Here is a 14,344-nt window from a genome sequence, read left to right as displayed (position 1 = left end):
GACTCGGAGACCGCTATGCCAAGTGACCATCAACTACTTGCCCGTCTGTACGAACTCCGCGATCTCCCGCGTCAGTCGGTCGTCCTCGGTATTGATCGCATACACCTCGGACATGTGGCTGTGCTGCGGCAGCATCACCGCGCGGGCGCAGCCGGATGGCCGTTTGCAGGCGGCCTGCTTCAACAGGTCGAACTGCTCGACGAAGCGCGGCGGGTCGAGCTCGGCGGAGACGATCATCAGCGGCAGACTCGAGGCTTGCAGGCCTGATAGCGACGAGCGCTCCTTGAAGCGCGAGGGATCGGTGCCGAAATAGGCCATCTCCTGGTCGCCGAGCGGCGTCGCGGTGAGGTCGTAGACGCCAGAGGCCATGATCGCGCCCGCAAGGCCGCCGCCGGCGACCTTGTGGAATTCGGGATGTGCCACATAGGTCGCGACGTGCACCGCGCCGGCCGAATGGCCCATCAGATAGATGCGCGCGGGATCGCCGCCGTTCTCGGCGGCGTGGGCGACCACCCATTGCACCGCGCTGGCGACGTCCTCGACGCCGGCAGGCCAGGGGAATTTCGGCGCGAGGCGGTAGGTGATGTCGACGCCGACGAAGCCGCTCTTCACCGCCCATAGCATGATGTTGTCGTAGAACGGGCCGTCCGGCGTGGTGCGCTTGTTGCCGCCGATGAAGGCGCCGCCATGCACGAAGATCAGCACGGGCCGGGGCGGGGCCGCGGCATCCGGTGTGAAGACGTCGAGCAGATTGCGTTCGGCCGTGCCGTATCTCACATCGCGCTGCACCTTGACGCCGGTGTAGGGTTCCTTGGCCTGCAGCGGCGCGTAGATCGCGGCGGTCTTCGGCGGGGCGATGACCCGGCCGATCTCGATCAGCTTCCAGGCGATGTCGTCGGGCATCGGGCTCTGCTGCGCCTGCGTGGCGGTCGTCGCCAGCGTGGCTGCCAGGATCGCCAGGCCCAGTCGCGTGAGCGTCATTCGATTCGCTCCGATCAGTATCGATGGCCCAAGGGGCCGACTCACAAGCGGATTTATCGCGATTTCGCCGTGACTGGCAGTGGCTTTTGAGATACGCAACCTGCCATGAGCCGCCGTATCAAGCGAACCCAGACCCGATCCGATCGCCCGACCGATCGCCGCAGCGAGCGGCCGAAGGCCGAGGCAGCCCGCAGCCAAGGCGCCGCGGCCAAGCGTGAGTCTGCGAAGCGTCCCGATGCCGAGCGGCCGCGGCGCGACCGTTTTGCCGGTGACCGCGAGGCGGCACCGCGCGGCGATTTCGGGCGCGGCAAAGCCGAGCGCAGCCGTGCGCCGCGCGCCGAGGGAGAGGATCGCCGCGACAGCTTCGCGCCGCGCAAACAGCCGCCGGCCAAGCGCGCCGGCGCCGGCAAGCCGGCGCGGTTCAGCTCGGAGCATGCCGAGCGCAGGCCTGCGGCGCCGCCGCCGAAGAAGGTCGAGCCGGAGACGCCGCTGCTGCCGACGAAGGTGCAGACCGTGGTGGTCACGGCCGACGAGAACAACATGCGCGTCGACCGCTTCCTCGAGGCGCGCTTCCCCGGTCTGTCGTTCTCCCACATCCAGCGCATCGTCCGCAAAGGCGAGTTGCGCGTCGATGGCAAGCGCGCGGACTCCAAGGACCGCCTGGAGGAAGGCCAGAGCGTGCGCATTCCGCCGCTCAAGCTCGATGCGCCGAAGGAGCGGGCCGGCCTCTCCGAGGGCGAGCGAAAGACGCTGGAGAGCCTCAAGGCGATGACGCTGTACGAGGACGACGACGTGCTCGTCCTCAACAAGCCCGCCGGGCTCGCGGTGCAGGGCGGCTCCGGCATGACCCGCCACATCGACCAGATGCTGGAGGTGATGCGCGACGCCAAGGGCCAGAAGCCGCGGCTCGTGCACCGCATCGACCGCGAGACCTCCGGCTGCCTCCTGATCGCCAAGACCCGCTTCGCCGCCACGCATCTGACCGGCGCCTTCCGCAGCCGTTCCGCGCGCAAGATCTACTGGGCGCTGGTGGCGGGCGTGCCCAAGCCCAAGCAGGGCCGCATCTCCACGTATCTTGCCAAGGAGGAGAGCGAGGACGACACCATCATGCGCGTCGCCGCGCATGGCGACGAGGGCGCCAGCCACGCCGTGACCTACTACGCCGTGGTCGAGGCCTCGGCCAACAAGCTCGCCTGGGTTTCCTTGAAGCCGGTGACGGGGCGCACCCATCAGTTGCGCGCGCACATGGCCCATATCGGCCACCCCATCGTCGGCGATCCCAAATATTTCAACATCGAGAACTGGGCGCTGCCCGGCGGCCTGCAGAACCGGCTGCATCTCTTGGCGCGCCGCATCGTCATCCCGCATCCGCGCGGCGGGTTCATCGACGCCACCGCGCCGCTGCCGCCGCACATGCTGCAGTCGTGGAACCTGCTCGGCCTCGAGCATGACCGCTTCGACCCGATCGAGAACGCGCCGGAGGAGTGAGCGGCTCCGGAGCGCTCAGCCTCTCTGTTCGACGAGTTGAATGCCCGCGTCCCGCAGCGCGCAGAAGATGTTTTCGATATCCTCGGGCGGCATGTCCCATCCGCACAGCGCGTTCAACTCGTCGAAGGTGATCTTGCCATCCTGCTCGCTCATCGCGATCAGCCGGCGAACGATCTCCGGCATGTTCATGGTCGTCCTCCTCTTTGCAGCCTCTGCTTAAGGGGAGGAGAATCGGTTTCCGCTGCGGCCTTCAGTTCCGGAACTGCTGCAGGAACAGTGTGAGCGAATCGTGCGGGGTTTCGACATCGAGGATGACCCAGCCGTCCGGCCCCTTGACCACGATGAAGTTCATCGTCACGCGGTGACCCTGGTTGTCGAAGCTGGCGGCGACATAGGTCTTGTCGAACTGCCTGCGCACAATCGAGATCGCGACCGGGCCGAGCTTCCAGCGCGGGCTCTGCACCAGGAAATCGTAGGGCTCACGCCGCGGCGCCGTCCAGGCCCTGGCGAGGCTCGGATCGAAGAACTGCCGTGCGACCTCGGCCGTCCGCGGCAGCCCGGCGGAGAGCTCCGGCGCGCCCCGGCCGTAATGCGCATAGACGTTGCGCACCAGCGATTCCGGCGTGCGGAAGCCGGCTGCGGCCGGGACGGTGCTGCCGAGCAGGACGAGGGCGGAGAGCAGGGGACGCATCGGCAGCTCGCATTTCGGGCGGACAGGGCTTATCTACCGCGAAAACAACGGATCCCGTGTGATCATCCCGCGAGAGGGCTGGAATTCTGATGCGTGAACTGTTTGACGACGTCGTCGGCCGGTCGGCGCTCGATCCGCAGGAATCGGCGCGCCAGGCGATGCGGATGCCGCTGCGCAAGCGCTTCTACAAGGAGGCCGGGACCGCCGCCGCCGAGGGCGGCTTCAACGTGACCCTCGACGGCCGGCCGATCCGCACGCCGTCGGGGCGCGTCGTCATCGTTCCCGCCGGGGAGCTGGCGGCGGCCGTGGCCGCCGAGTGGCAGGCCCAGGGTGAGAACATCGATCCCGCCACGATGCCGCTGACGCGGTTCGCCAACAGCGTCGTGCAGTCGGTGGTCGACCGCACCGATGACGTGCGCGAGGACATTGCCAAATATCTCCAATCGGACCTGTTGTTCTACCGGGCCGGCCATCCTGAGGGGCTGGTCGCGCGCGAGGCCGAGCATTGGGACCCGGTGCTGGACTGGGCCCGCGATAGTCTCGGCGCGCATTTCATCCTGTCCGAAGGCATCATGCATGTGACCCAGCCGGAGGCTGCGGTTCAGGCGGCGCGCGGTGCGCTGCCGACCGGCCCGTGGACGGTGGCGGCGGCGCATGTCGTCACCACACTGACCGGCTCGGCGCTGCTGGCGCTGGCGCTGGTTCATGGGGTGCGCGACCCCGGCCAGGTCTGGTCGGCCGCCCATGTCGACGAGGACTGGAACGTCGCGCAATGGGGGGCCGACGAGGAGGCGATGAGCCGCCGCGCCGCCAAGCAGATCGACTACGAAGCCGCCGTCCGCATCCTCCAGGCGGTCGACGCCGCGCTCTGAGGCCGGTTAACGCCGGGTTTAGGGGCAACCGCTAGGCTGTGCGCGTAACCCGAGTACGCGCATGGTCCAGAGTGTCACCCCGTCGCCTTCCGTGAGCGCCGTCCGCGGCGTCGGCAGCTCGCCGGCCGGATCCACGGTGGCGGCAGCAACCACGCTGCAGGCCGGCGCACTGGTCAGCGCCAGGGTGCAGCAGGTGCTCGCCGAGAACCTGGTCCAAGTCGCGATCGGAAACCTGTCGATGGAGCTCGCGAGCGAGCTGCCGCTGCAGGCCGGCCAGACGGTGCAGGTCGCCGTGTCGCAGACCGCGCAAGGGCTGCAACTCGCCATCGTCGGGCAGGGCGGCAGCGCTGCCACTGGCACCACCGGCACCCCGACGCCGGCCGCCACCGTCGTCGACGTCACCGGCCGGCTGGCGCCGGCGTTGCCTCCGCCGCCGGATCCGCTGACCGGGCTGGAGCGGCTCGCATTGTCGATTGCCAGCGAGGAGGCGGCGACCCGCCAGGGCAGCCAGGGCCAATTGTTCGCCGATCTCCAGGCCGTCGCCGACTCGCCGAACCTTCCACCGGCCTTGCGCGCCGCCGTGGCCCAGGTGCTGGCGCAACAGACCCAGCTATCGCCGGCGCTGACCGCGGAGGATGTGCAGAACGCCGTACAGCATTCCGGCCTGTTCCTGGAATCCTCGCTCGCCAATGGCGCCGCCGGCGCCGGCACGCCCGACCTGAAGGCGGCGCTGATCGTGCTGCGCCAGACGCTGGCGACGGTGCTGCAGACCGCCGAGCCCGGCATGGCGGCGTCGACGCAGCCATCGCCCGGTGGCTCCTACGCCTCGGTGCTGTCCGAGGCCGGCCGCGCCGCCGCCGCGCAGCAACAGAGCGGCGCACCTTCGCTGGTGCCCGACATCGAGATCGAGCTGCCGCCCCAGCCCTGGGCCACGGGAATGGGGCGGCCCGACGCCGCGTCTGCCGGCTTCACCGGCTCGGCGCTGATCGAGGCCCTGACGGGTGCCAAGGCGCAGTCGCTCACGCCCGGCACGGTGCTGGCCGTGCTGCAGGAAGCGCAGCAGCAGATTCCGCGCGCCGCCGGCCTCATTCCCGGACGCAACGCCAATGGTCGCGCCGATATGGTCGTGCGCACCAACACGCCGCCGCCGCCGTTCCGCGGGGCTGCACCGATGCCGCAGGCCGTGGCGACGCCGACGCTCGGCCCGGACATGCCGCTACCGGCGATCGCGCACCGCCTGCTCGACGAGACCGACCAGGCGCTGTCGCGCCAGACCCTGCTGCAGGTCGCCTCGCTGCCGGATCGTCCGGACGCCTCGACCGCGCGCACCGATCCCGCGCCGCCGCGCTGGAACTTCGAGATTCCCTTCGCTACCCCGCAGGGCACGGCCATGGCGCAGTTCGAGATCTCGCGCGACGGCGGCACGCAATCGCCGGACGCCGCCAAGCGCGTCTGGCGGGCGCGCTTCTCGCTCGACGTCGAGCCGGCCGGCCCGGTGCATGCGATGATCAGCTTCAGCGCCGAGCGCACCTCCGTGCGGATGTGGGCCGAGCGTCCGGTCACCGCCGCGCGCTTGCGCGCCGGTCTCTCCGAACTGAGCCAGGCCCTCAGCCGTGCCGAGCTCTCGCCGGGCGATCTCGTGGTGCAGGACGGCGCGCCGCCGGCGGCGATGCCGCCCAGGGCCGGCCATTTCCTGGATCGCGCGCTATGAGCATCGAGGTGAAGGCCGCCAACAAGACCCAGCTCGCCGTCGCCTTGCACTATGACAAGGGCCAGGGCGCGCCGCGCGTCGTCGCCAAGGGCAAGGGCACGATCGGCGCCAAGATCATCGAGGTCGCGAAGGCGCACGACATCCCGATCGAGGAGAACGAGGTGCTGGCCGGCGCGCTCTCCAATGTCGAACTCGGCGACGAGATCCCGGAGGAGCTCTACAAGGCCGTCGCCGAGGTGCTGGTGTTCGTGCTCAATCTGTCGCGGCCGATGCGCTGAGCGCGCCGCATTTGTGATCTCCGTCATGCGTCGGTCGTCACCGCCCTGTGATAGGGAGGAGCCGACGACGACGGAGAAATTTGCGATGCCCATGATGAGCCGCCGCCACGTGCTCGCCCTGATGACCGGCGCCAGCCTGCTGCCCGGACGTTCTTTCGCGCATGTCGCGCCGCCGCGCAACGAGATCCGCAGCGATCTCGCCAAGCGCTTCACCGACGAAGGCACCAAGGGGACTTTCCTGGCCTACAAGGTCGAGGAATATCTCGTCATCGCCAGCGACACCGATCGCTCCGGCGAGGCAAGGCTGCCGGCCTCGACCTTCAAGATCGCGAACTCGCTGATCGCGCTGGAGACGGGCGTCGTCGAGGATCCCGACAAGGACGTGTTCAAATGGGACGGCGTCACGAGATCGATCGAGGCCTGGAACAAGGATCACACCTTGCGCAGCGCGATCGCGGTCTCCGCCGTGCCGGTCTATCAGGAGATCGCGCGCCGCATCGGCGCTGAGCGGATGCAGAAATATCTCGAGGAGCTCGACTACGGCAATCACGACATCGGCGGCGGCATCGACCAGTTCTGGCTGACAGGCGCGCTTCGCATCGATCCCGTCGAGCAGGTCGATTTCATCGATCGCCTCAGGCGCGGCGCGCTTCAGGTCTCCAAGCGCAGCCAGGATCTGACCCGCGACATCATCCCCGTGACCAAGGTCGGCGATGCCGTCATTCACTTCAAGTCCGGACTGCTCGGCAAGGAGCAGGGGTCGCTCGGCTGGATGGTCGGCTGGGTCGACAAGGGCGATCAGCCGACCGTGTTCGCGCTCAACATGGACTGCCCGGAGCCGCGCCACGTCGAGGCTCGGATGACGCTGACGCAGGCGTGCCTGAAAGACATCGGCGCGATGTGAATCGAACTGCCGTGATGTCGTGGCGTAGCCCGGATGAGCGCAGCGATATCCGGGATCAGCGAACGTGAGTTCCTCAAGGACCAGGACACTGTCGTCATTGCGAGGAGCGAAGCGACGAAGCAATCCAGAGTCATCGAGGGATTCTGGATCGCTTTGCTTCGCCGCTTCGCGCGCAATGACGCGGAGTTGTTGGTGGCCTATCTCCGCGCCAGCTCCAGGTCGACGCCCCTGATCTCCGTGCCTGCCGGGCGGATCGACACGGTCTGTCGGCGTCCCTGCGTCGTCAGCGACAGCCCGGCGGAAAACGTCTGCCCACGCGCCTGGGCTTCGATGCGGTTGCCGACCGCGCGGCCCTCGATCGTGCCGGATGCGTTGTGGCTCGATTCGCTCCATTGCCCCGAGATCTCGCCGCCGCGATAGGCGACGTCGCTGGAGAGGTCGATGTTGTAGCTGTCGCTCGCGCAGCGGATGTTGAGCCGGAGCTGCTCGCCGGCGCCGCCGACGTCATAGGCCGCGCGGCAGCGCAGCCGCTCCTGGTTGCCGTCGGACATGCTGATCACGCCGCCGCCGGTCCAGGAGCCCTCCAGCCCCCGGAACGGCGCGGCAGGCGCCGCATGGGCCGCGCCGCCCAAGGCGAGGGCGGTCAGCAAAGTTGGGATCGCAAGGCGAGAGGCGCGCATCATCGGGCTCCGTTTCATCGTCGAAAAGTGAGCGACAACGCAGCAAGACCCGATGCGTTCGACCTGTCACCTCAAGAATTGATCCAAATCGTTCTATTTTTGCTCACGACAGTTTGAACAGTGCGCGCAGGAAATCCGTCACCGCCTGGCGGGCGGCCTCCGCGGTGGCGGGGTTGCCACCGACATGCGGATCGAACTCGACGCAGGCGTCCTGATAGGTGAAGGGCTGCTGCGTGTCGGCATTGATCAGCATCCCGCCGTCGCTCTCCTTGATGTGGCAGTTGCGCACGGTCTGCGCCTTCGGCGCGACGGCGAGCATGTTGGCGCCGAGCAGGCCGAGATCGAAGCCGTGCGGCGAGTCCGGATATTCGGTCAGCGCGACGTCGCGGCCCGCTGCCTTCAGCCGCTCGACATAGGCCTTGCAGGTCCGCACCGGATTGTAGTCGTCCGGTCCGCCGTGAAAGATCCGGATCGGCCGCGCCACGACGTCGGTCTCACCGAGGTAGGTCGTCGAGCAGTCCGGATAGAACGGGATGTAGGCGGCAAATTGCAGCCCGGAATTGTTCCAGCGCTTGTGGAAGCGCTGGAGGCTCGCATACAGCGCCGCCTGTCCGCCGCGTGAAAAGCCCATCAGCACGATGCGCTCGGGATCGACGCGCGGATGCTTCGCCAGCACGTCCAGCGCACGATAGATGTCCATGATCAGGTTCAGCCGGCCGAGCTGGGCCTGGTTGGTGCTGGTCGCGGTGATGCCGCGCCCGGTGAAGCCGTCGATCGCGAAGGTCGAGATCCCCATTGCATTGAAGGTGCGGCTCCAGGCTGCGATGTTGGCGCCGACGCCGCCCGAGCCGTGCATCAGCACCACTACCGGCAGCCTGCCGCTGCCCTGCGCCACGCGCATTTCGCCGACGACGGTGACCGGCTTGCCGCCGTCGTCGCCGGAGAGGAACTGCCGGTCAGATAGCGTGAGCGAGGGGATCGGGTACATCTCGACCCGGGCGGGCACGTCCTTGGTGATGCCCTGCGCGCTCGCGCTGCCGCAGAGCCCGGGACCGAGTGCAGCGAGCAGCATCATGACCACCGCCGTTGCTGCCGAACGCCGCGCTGGTCCAGCGGTGGTGCGCGATACGCGTCTGAGACCGAAACAGGCGCGCGCGGCAAGCGCCAACGGCGCGCTACCATGGTGTCGCTCCATGACCGTCCTCCTGGCTCGCCGCTTGTGGCGCGGCTTTGCAACCAAGTAGAACGAGCGATCATGGCGCTGTCAAACCATCCCGTGAGATGCATGGTGGACAACGGATCGAGGGGGCATGTGCGTTGCTCGGGCGGGCAGCCCGGCGGAGAGCGGTATGCTGATCACGCGGCGCTCGTGCGACCGTTTGGCGATCGCGGCCTCTGCGCCCGGTAACGTGATCAGGACGAGGCGATCATCGACCGTCAGCGTCGCGTGATCCGACTTGTGGGTGATCCATTATCCTTTCGGTGTCGTTGCGGATTCTTCGTGCCTTTCGGACTCCGCATCAACGCCCGGGAAGCAAAGCGCGACATATCGCCCAGCATCCTTGCAGACTTCTGCGATGATACATGGTGCGCAGTTGTCGCAGTCGCCGCATGTTGCGGAAAAATTCTGGATTGCAGCTATCAGTTCGCCTATGAGGAGCGCACGAACGTTCGCCGGCTCGCGACGGTGGCATACGACGCGTCGAGTTGGTGAGCGACGATCTGGAAGACGGGCGGCGGATCCTCGGCGATCCGATGTCCTCGATAATCGTCCAGCATCCATGCGCGCCGGCGACGTAACAAGATGGACTTCATGCTGAGAGAGCAATTGATCCGTTCGGCCGGCGCGACGATCTGTGCGGTCTCGTTTCTCACGCTTGCAGCGTGCAGCGACCGTGACGGCTCCGGTGCCTCCCAAGCGTCGAGCCCGCCCGAGGTCGGCGTGATCACGGTCGAAGCGGCGCCGGTGACGTTGACCAAGAACCTGCCGGGGCGGATCACGTCGATGCGGATCGCCGAGGTGCGGCCGCGCGTCAGCGGCATCGTGGTCGAGCGCAGCTTCGAGCAGGGTGCGCTCGTCGAGGCAGGCGCCGTGCTGTACCGGATCGATCCGGCGCCGTTCCAAGTCGAGCTCGACAAGGCTCGCGCTGCGCTCGCCAAGGCGGAGGCCGTGCTCTATCAGGCCGATCGCCAGGAAGACCGCCTCAAGACCTTGTTGACCGGCCAGGCCACGTCCCAGGCGCAGTACGAGCTCGCGGTTGCCTCCGAGCGCCAGGCCGAGGCCGACGTTGCGGCCCAGAAGGCCGCGGTCGCGCAGGCGCAGCTCAATCTTGATTGGGCGACGGTGCGCGCGCCGATCAGCGGCCGCATCGGCCGTGCGCTGGTCACCGAAGGCGCGCTGGTCAATCCCAACGAGACGACTCATCTCGCCACCATCCAGCAGCTCGATCCGGTCTATGCCGACTTCACCCAGTCGGTTGCCGAGCTGAACGAACTGCGGCGCGATCTCGCGGAAGGGCGGCTGAAGAGCGTTGCGCCTGACGCGGCGCGCGTCCGCCTCGTGTTGGACGACGGCTCAATCTACAAGCATGCAGGGCGCCTGCTGTTCTCCGACGTCAGCGTCGATCCGGGCACCGCCAAGGTGACGTTGCGCGGCGAGTTTCCGAATCCCGAAGGCGAGCTGCTGCCCGGTATGTATGTCCGGGTGCAGATCGAGGAGGCGATCGATACCAACGGCATCGTGGTCCCGGCGCAGGCTGTGCAGCGCACGACGTCGGGCAGCAGCGCCGTCTATGTCGTCAATGACGAAGGCCGCGCCACCCTTCAGCCGGTACGTGCCGGGCGCACGCTCGCCTCCGGCGTCCTGATCGAGGATGGCCTCAAGCCCGGCTGGCGCGTCGTCGTCGACGGCGTCCAGAAGGTGGCGCCCGGCAGTGCCGTCACAGCCGTGCCCTGGAAGGTTTCCGGCTCCGACAAGCCGTCCGCCTCGAACTGACGCAGTCACGGCCCGGAGGTTGTCATGTCGCGCTTCTTCATCGCACGTCCGATCTTTGCCTGGGTCGTGGCGATCTTCATCTGCCTGGCCGGCGTGCTGTCGATTCCGTTCCTGCCCGTCGCGCAGTATCCGATCATCGCGCCGCCCTCGATCTCGATTTCGACCGCCTATCCCGGCGCGTCGACCGAGAACCTGTATTACAGCGTCACGCGCCTGATCGAGGAGGAGCTGAACGGCGCCGCCGGCATCCTGAACTACGAATCGACCAGCGACACCACCGGCGAGGTCGAGATCCTCGCTTCGTTCAAGCCGGGCACCGACATCGACCTCGCCTCCGTCGACGTCCAGAACCGCATCAAGCGCATCGAGCCGCGCCTGCCCGAGGCGGTGCGGCAGCAGGGCATCGTCATTCTCGAGGCGAGCAGCGCCATCCTGCAATTCGTCACCTTGACCTCGACCGACGGCAGTCTCGACGAGATCGGGCTCGGCGACGTCGCGACGCGCTACGTGCTGCCCGAGCTGCGCCGGCTGCCCGGCGTCGGCCGTGCGCGGCTGTTCGCCACCGAGCGCGCGATGCGCATCTGGCTCGATCCCGACAAGCTGCTCGGCCTCGGCCTCACGCCGCAGGACGTCGATCAGGCGATCGCGGCGCAGAACGCGCAGGTCGCCTCCGGCCAGCTCGGCGTGCAGCCGTCGCCGACCCGCCAGCGGGTGCAGAACACCGTGCTGGTGAAGGGCCAGCTCGAGTCGCCGGAGGAGTTCGGCAACATTGTGCTGCGCGCCAACCTGAATGGCTCGGCCGTGCGGCTTGCGGACGTCGCGCGCATCGAGGTCGGCGGTCTCTCCTATGCGTTCTCGTCCTGGCTCAACGGGAAGCCCGCCGCCTCGGTCGCGGTGCAACTGGCGCCGGCCGGCAATGCGCTCGCCACCTCCAAGGCAGTCAAGGCGCGGATGGAGGAGCTTGCCGCGTTCTTTCCCCCGGGCGTGAAGTACGAAGTCTCCTACGACGTGACCCCGGTGATCGCGGCCTCCGTCAAGAAGGTGCTGATGACGCTGGGCGAGGCCGTCGTGCTGGTGTTCCTGGTGATGTTCCTGTTTCTGCAGAACATCCGCTACACGTTGATCCCGACCATCGTGGTGCCGATCGCACTGCTCGGCACCTGCGGCGTGCTGCTCGCGCTCGGGTTCTCCATCAACGTGCTGACGATGTTCGGCATGGTGCTCGCGATCGGCATCCTCGTGGACGACGCCATCGTCGTGGTCGAGAACGTCGAACGCATCATGGCGGAAGAGGGGCTGCCGCCGCGCGAGGCGACCGACAAGGCGATGGATCAGATCACCGGCGCGGTGATCGGCATCACGCTGGTGCTGATGGCCGTGTTCGTGCCGATGGCCTTCTTCCCGGGCTCGGTCGGCATCATGTATCAGCAGTTCTCCGCCGCCATGGTGGTGTCAATCGGCTTTTCGGCGTTCCTCGCGCTGTCGCTGACGCCCGCGCTGTGCGCGACCCTGCTGAAGCCGATCGAGAAGGGGCACGGCCACGCCGCACGCGGCTTCTTCGGCTGGTTCAACCGCCGCTTTGCCGCGGCGACCAACCGCTACAGCCAGGCGACGCGCTGGATCGTGGCGCGCGCCGGACGCTTCATGATCGTTTATGCACTGATCCTGGCGGGGCTCGGCTATTCGTTCTGGCGCATGCCCGGCGGCTTCCTGCCGGTGGACGACCAGGGCTTCGTCATGGTCGACGTGCTGGCGCCCGCCGATGCCAGCGCCAACCGGACCCTCGACATCTTGCAGGAGGTCAACGAGAAGCTGGTCGCGACGCCCGGCATCGACACGGTGTCGTTCGTCGCCGGCTTCAGCTTCTACGGCCAGGGCGCCAACACCGCGCAGGCCTTCGTGACGCTGAAGGACTGGTCGGAGCGCAACAAGGCCCAGAGCGCGGACGCCCTGATCGCCAAGCTCAATCCGCAGTTCGCGAAAATCCGTGATGCCGAGGTGTCGGTGCTGGCGCCGCCGCCGATCGACAATCTCGGCAACACCTCCGGCTTCAGTTTCCGCCTGCAGGATCGCTCGCAGCGCGGCTATGATGCGCTGATGGCGGCCAAGGATACGCTGTTTGCGGCCGCGGCGAACTCGCCCGTGCTCGGCAAGCTGAGCGTCGAGGGGCTGCCGCCGGCGCCCTCGGTCCGTCTCGAGATCGACCGTGCCAAGGCGGCCGCGCTCGGCGTGACCTTCGCGGCCATCAACGGCGCGCTGTCGACGAGCCTCGGCTCGAGCTACATCAACGACTTCCTCAATCTCGGCCGCATGCAGCGCGTGATCGTGCAAGCCAATGAGGACAAGCGCCTCAAGCCGGAGGACCTGCTGACCTACAGCGTGCGCAACACGGCCGGCGAGATGGTGCCGTTCTCCTCCTTCGCCCGCCTGTCATGGGTGGTCGGGCCGACCCAGGTCGTCGGCTTCGACGGCTACCCGTCGGTCCGCATCACCGGCAATCCCAAGCCGGGCTACACCTCCGGCGACGCGATCGCCGAGATGGAGCGGCTGATGGGCACCTTGCCGAAGGGCTTCGGCTACGCCTGGACCGGCCAGTCGCTGCAGGAGAAGCTTGCGGGATCGCAGGCCGCGTTCCTGCTCGGGCTGTCGATCCTGTTCGTCTTCCTCTGCCTCGCCGCGCTGTACGAGAGCTGGGCGATCCCGTTCGCGGTCATGCTCGCCGTGCCGCTCGGCCTGATCGGCTCGGTCGCCGCGGCCTGGCTGCGCGGCCTGCCGAACGACGTCTATTTCACCGTTGGCGTCATCACCATCATCGGCCTGTCGGCGAAGAACGCGATCCTGATCATCGAGTTCGCCAAGGACCTGCGGGCGCGCGGGATGCCCCTGATCGAGGCCACCGTCACCGCCTGCGAGCTGCGTTTCCGGCCGATCATCATGACGTCGCTGGCCTTCATCCTCGGTGTCGTGCCGCTGGTGATCGCCACGGGGGCGAGTGGCGCGAGCCAGCAGGCGCTGGGCACGGGCGTGCTCGGCGGCATGATCACGGCGACCTTCCTCGCGGTGCTCTGGGTACCGGTGTTCTTCGTCGTGGTGATCCGGTTCTTCACCCGCGACAAGCCGGCCGCGGCGACGCCGAACCGGGAGCTGCCGTCGGCCGCGCACTGATCCGGGGCGTGCAGGGGACGCGCCGTCCGATCAGGCCGCGGCCCGGCCGATCCGGCCGAGATGGGTGAAGCCGAAGCCGTCGGCATATTTCAAACCGTAGCCGGCGAGGCGGTCGACGCCGATATGGGCAAGCCAGACGGTCGCGATCGCCGTGACCAGCGGTTGTCCGGCCAGGAGTCCGAGGGCGAGCAGGGCGGCGGGCGCCAGCGTGCTGTGGACGGCATTGTAGACGACCGCGCCGACGCGCGGTCCGCCGAGATAGGCCGCGAAGCTGGTGTCCGGGGCCAGAAACAGCGCCGCGAACAGCCACCACGACCCGCCCTGGTGGGCATAGAAGGCGGCTGCGCCGGCGGCCAGCGCCAGCCCTTCGAGCCGCAGCAGCAGGCGCGGGCCGCCATGGACGGCGCCATGGGATGTGCCGGCAGGCTCAGTGACCAGATCCGGTTGAGCGGCCATATCCATGATTCTGCTTCCAATTCCGAACTGTGGGAGGAGGGGCGGCACGGCCGAAAGCGGCTTTCCGGCTCCGAAATAGCCGTGATAGAAGGCCGCCAACAGTCACGACATCGGGAACGGGCG

13 protein-coding genes are annotated in these 14,344 nt (G+C 67.8%); 7 read left to right on the top strand and 6 right to left on the bottom strand.

Annotated features, from left to right (window positions below):
• Positions 1–33: 33 nt before the first annotated feature.
• Entirely contained in the window at positions 34–981 is a 948-nt protein-coding gene (locus QW861_RS03680; RefSeq protein ID WP_315714542.1) for an alpha/beta hydrolase, read from the bottom strand.
• A gap of 105 nt (positions 982–1,086) precedes the next feature.
• On the opposite strand from QW861_RS03680, the gene QW861_RS03675 reads away from it, so the two are divergent.
• A complete protein-coding gene (locus tag QW861_RS03675; protein WP_316192726.1) occupies positions 1,087–2,469 on the top strand; it encodes an RluA family pseudouridine synthase in 1,383 nt (460 codons plus the stop codon).
• Positions 2,470–2,484: 15 nt separating this feature from the next.
• Here QW861_RS03675 and QW861_RS03670 read toward each other — a convergent pair whose 3' ends face one another.
• Complete coding sequence (locus tag QW861_RS03670; protein WP_315749636.1) at positions 2,485–2,658, bottom strand: RNA polymerase sigma factor region1.1 domain-containing protein; 174 nt, start codon at positions 2,656–2,658, stop codon at positions 2,485–2,487.
• A 61-nt stretch (positions 2,659–2,719) separates the two neighbouring features.
• Entirely contained in the window at positions 2,720–3,160 is a 441-nt protein-coding gene (locus QW861_RS03665) for a hypothetical protein (protein WP_315827345.1), read from the bottom strand.
• 89 nt (positions 3,161–3,249) lie between these two features.
• On the opposite strand from QW861_RS03665, the gene QW861_RS03660 reads away from it, so the two are divergent.
• The 4 genes from QW861_RS03660 to blaOXA all read left to right on the top strand — a co-directional run bounded on the left by QW861_RS03660 (position 3,250) and on the right by blaOXA (position 6,925).
• A complete protein-coding gene (locus QW861_RS03660) occupies positions 3,250–4,032 on the top strand; it encodes an ATP12 family chaperone protein (RefSeq protein ID WP_316192725.1) in 783 nt (260 codons plus the stop codon).
• A gap of 61 nt (positions 4,033–4,093) precedes the next feature.
• Positions 4,094–5,743, top strand: coding sequence for a flagellar hook-length control protein FliK (locus QW861_RS03655; protein WP_316192724.1), 1,650 nt, complete (start codon positions 4,094–4,096; stop codon positions 5,741–5,743).
• Positions 5,740–6,021 carry an EscU/YscU/HrcU family type III secretion system export apparatus switch protein gene (locus tag QW861_RS03650; RefSeq protein WP_315714536.1) on the top strand — a complete coding sequence of 94 codons (282 nt, stop codon included), beginning with the start codon at positions 5,740–5,742 and terminating at the stop codon, positions 6,019–6,021. Before QW861_RS03655 ends, QW861_RS03650 begins: the two co-directional genes overlap by 4 nt.
• An 85-nt stretch (positions 6,022–6,106) precedes the next feature.
• Positions 6,107–6,925 (top strand): OXA-1091 family oxacillin-hydrolyzing class D beta-lactamase, encoded by an 819-nt coding sequence (gene blaOXA / locus QW861_RS03645; RefSeq protein WP_315827348.1) that lies wholly within the window; start codon positions 6,107–6,109, stop codon positions 6,923–6,925.
• Positions 6,926–7,122: 197 nt separating this feature from the next.
• On the opposite strand, the gene QW861_RS03640 is transcribed toward blaOXA, so the two are convergent.
• Positions 7,123–7,608, bottom strand: a complete 486-nt coding sequence (locus QW861_RS03640; RefSeq protein ID WP_315714534.1) for a hypothetical protein — start codon at positions 7,606–7,608, stop codon at positions 7,123–7,125.
• Positions 7,609–7,708: 100 nt separating this feature from the next.
• Complete coding sequence (locus tag QW861_RS03635; RefSeq protein WP_316171286.1) at positions 7,709–8,680, bottom strand: dienelactone hydrolase family protein; 972 nt, start codon at positions 8,678–8,680, stop codon at positions 7,709–7,711.
• Between the two features lie 738 nt (positions 8,681–9,418).
• Between QW861_RS03635 and QW861_RS03630 the strand changes: the two genes are divergently transcribed.
• Both QW861_RS03630 and QW861_RS03625 read left to right on the top strand, forming a co-directional pair.
• Positions 9,419–10,600, top strand: a complete 1,182-nt coding sequence (locus QW861_RS03630) for an efflux RND transporter periplasmic adaptor subunit (RefSeq protein WP_316192723.1) — start codon at positions 9,419–9,421, stop codon at positions 10,598–10,600.
• A 24-nt stretch (positions 10,601–10,624) separates the two neighbouring features.
• Entirely contained in the window at positions 10,625–13,765 is a 3,141-nt protein-coding gene (locus QW861_RS03625; protein WP_315749646.1) for an efflux RND transporter permease subunit, read from the top strand.
• 30 nt (positions 13,766–13,795) lie between these two features.
• On the opposite strand, the gene QW861_RS03620 is transcribed toward QW861_RS03625, so the two are convergent.
• The gene (locus tag QW861_RS03620) at positions 13,796–14,227 is read right to left on the bottom strand and encodes a DUF4260 domain-containing protein (RefSeq protein ID WP_315749647.1); all 432 of its coding nucleotides are present in this window, start codon (positions 14,225–14,227) and stop codon (positions 13,796–13,798) included.
• Positions 14,228–14,344: the final 117 nt, after the last annotated feature.

The organism is Bradyrhizobium sp. SZCCHNRI1029, assembly GCF_032487555.1.
Lineage (GTDB): Bacteria > Pseudomonadota > Alphaproteobacteria > Rhizobiales > Xanthobacteraceae > Bradyrhizobium.
This window is presented reverse-complemented; position numbering and strand designations above follow the sequence as displayed.

What these genes read in the sequence shown, in the direction of transcription:
- QW861_RS03680 (WP_315714542.1), bottom strand. Translation starts at nt 981, where the DNA reads ATGACGCTCACGCGACTGGGCCTGGCGATCCTGGCAGCCACGCTGGCG.
- QW861_RS03675 (WP_316192726.1), top strand. Translation starts at nt 1,087, where the DNA reads ATGAGCCGCCGTATCAAGCGAACCCAGACCCGATCCGATCGCCCGACC.
- QW861_RS03670 (WP_315749636.1), bottom strand. Translation starts at nt 2,658, where the DNA reads ATGAACATGCCGGAGATCGTTCGCCGGCTGATCGCGATGAGCGAGCAG.
- QW861_RS03665 (WP_315827345.1), bottom strand. Translation starts at nt 3,160, where the DNA reads ATGCGTCCCCTGCTCTCCGCCCTCGTCCTGCTCGGCAGCACCGTCCCG.
- QW861_RS03660 (WP_316192725.1), top strand. Translation starts at nt 3,250, where the DNA reads ATGCGTGAACTGTTTGACGACGTCGTCGGCCGGTCGGCGCTCGATCCG.
- QW861_RS03655 (WP_316192724.1), top strand. Translation starts at nt 4,094, where the DNA reads ATGGTCCAGAGTGTCACCCCGTCGCCTTCCGTGAGCGCCGTCCGCGGC.
- QW861_RS03650 (WP_315714536.1), top strand. Translation starts at nt 5,740, where the DNA reads ATGAGCATCGAGGTGAAGGCCGCCAACAAGACCCAGCTCGCCGTCGCC.
- blaOXA (WP_315827348.1), top strand. Translation starts at nt 6,107, where the DNA reads ATGCCCATGATGAGCCGCCGCCACGTGCTCGCCCTGATGACCGGCGCC.
- QW861_RS03640 (WP_315714534.1), bottom strand. Translation starts at nt 7,608, where the DNA reads ATGATGCGCGCCTCTCGCCTTGCGATCCCAACTTTGCTGACCGCCCTC.
- QW861_RS03635 (WP_316171286.1), bottom strand. Translation starts at nt 8,680, where the DNA reads ATGATGCTGCTCGCTGCACTCGGTCCCGGGCTCTGCGGCAGCGCGAGC.
- QW861_RS03630 (WP_316192723.1), top strand. Translation starts at nt 9,419, where the DNA reads ATGCTGAGAGAGCAATTGATCCGTTCGGCCGGCGCGACGATCTGTGCG.
- QW861_RS03625 (WP_315749646.1), top strand. Translation starts at nt 10,625, where the DNA reads ATGTCGCGCTTCTTCATCGCACGTCCGATCTTTGCCTGGGTCGTGGCG.
- QW861_RS03620 (WP_315749647.1), bottom strand. Translation starts at nt 14,227, where the DNA reads ATGGATATGGCCGCTCAACCGGATCTGGTCACTGAGCCTGCCGGCACA.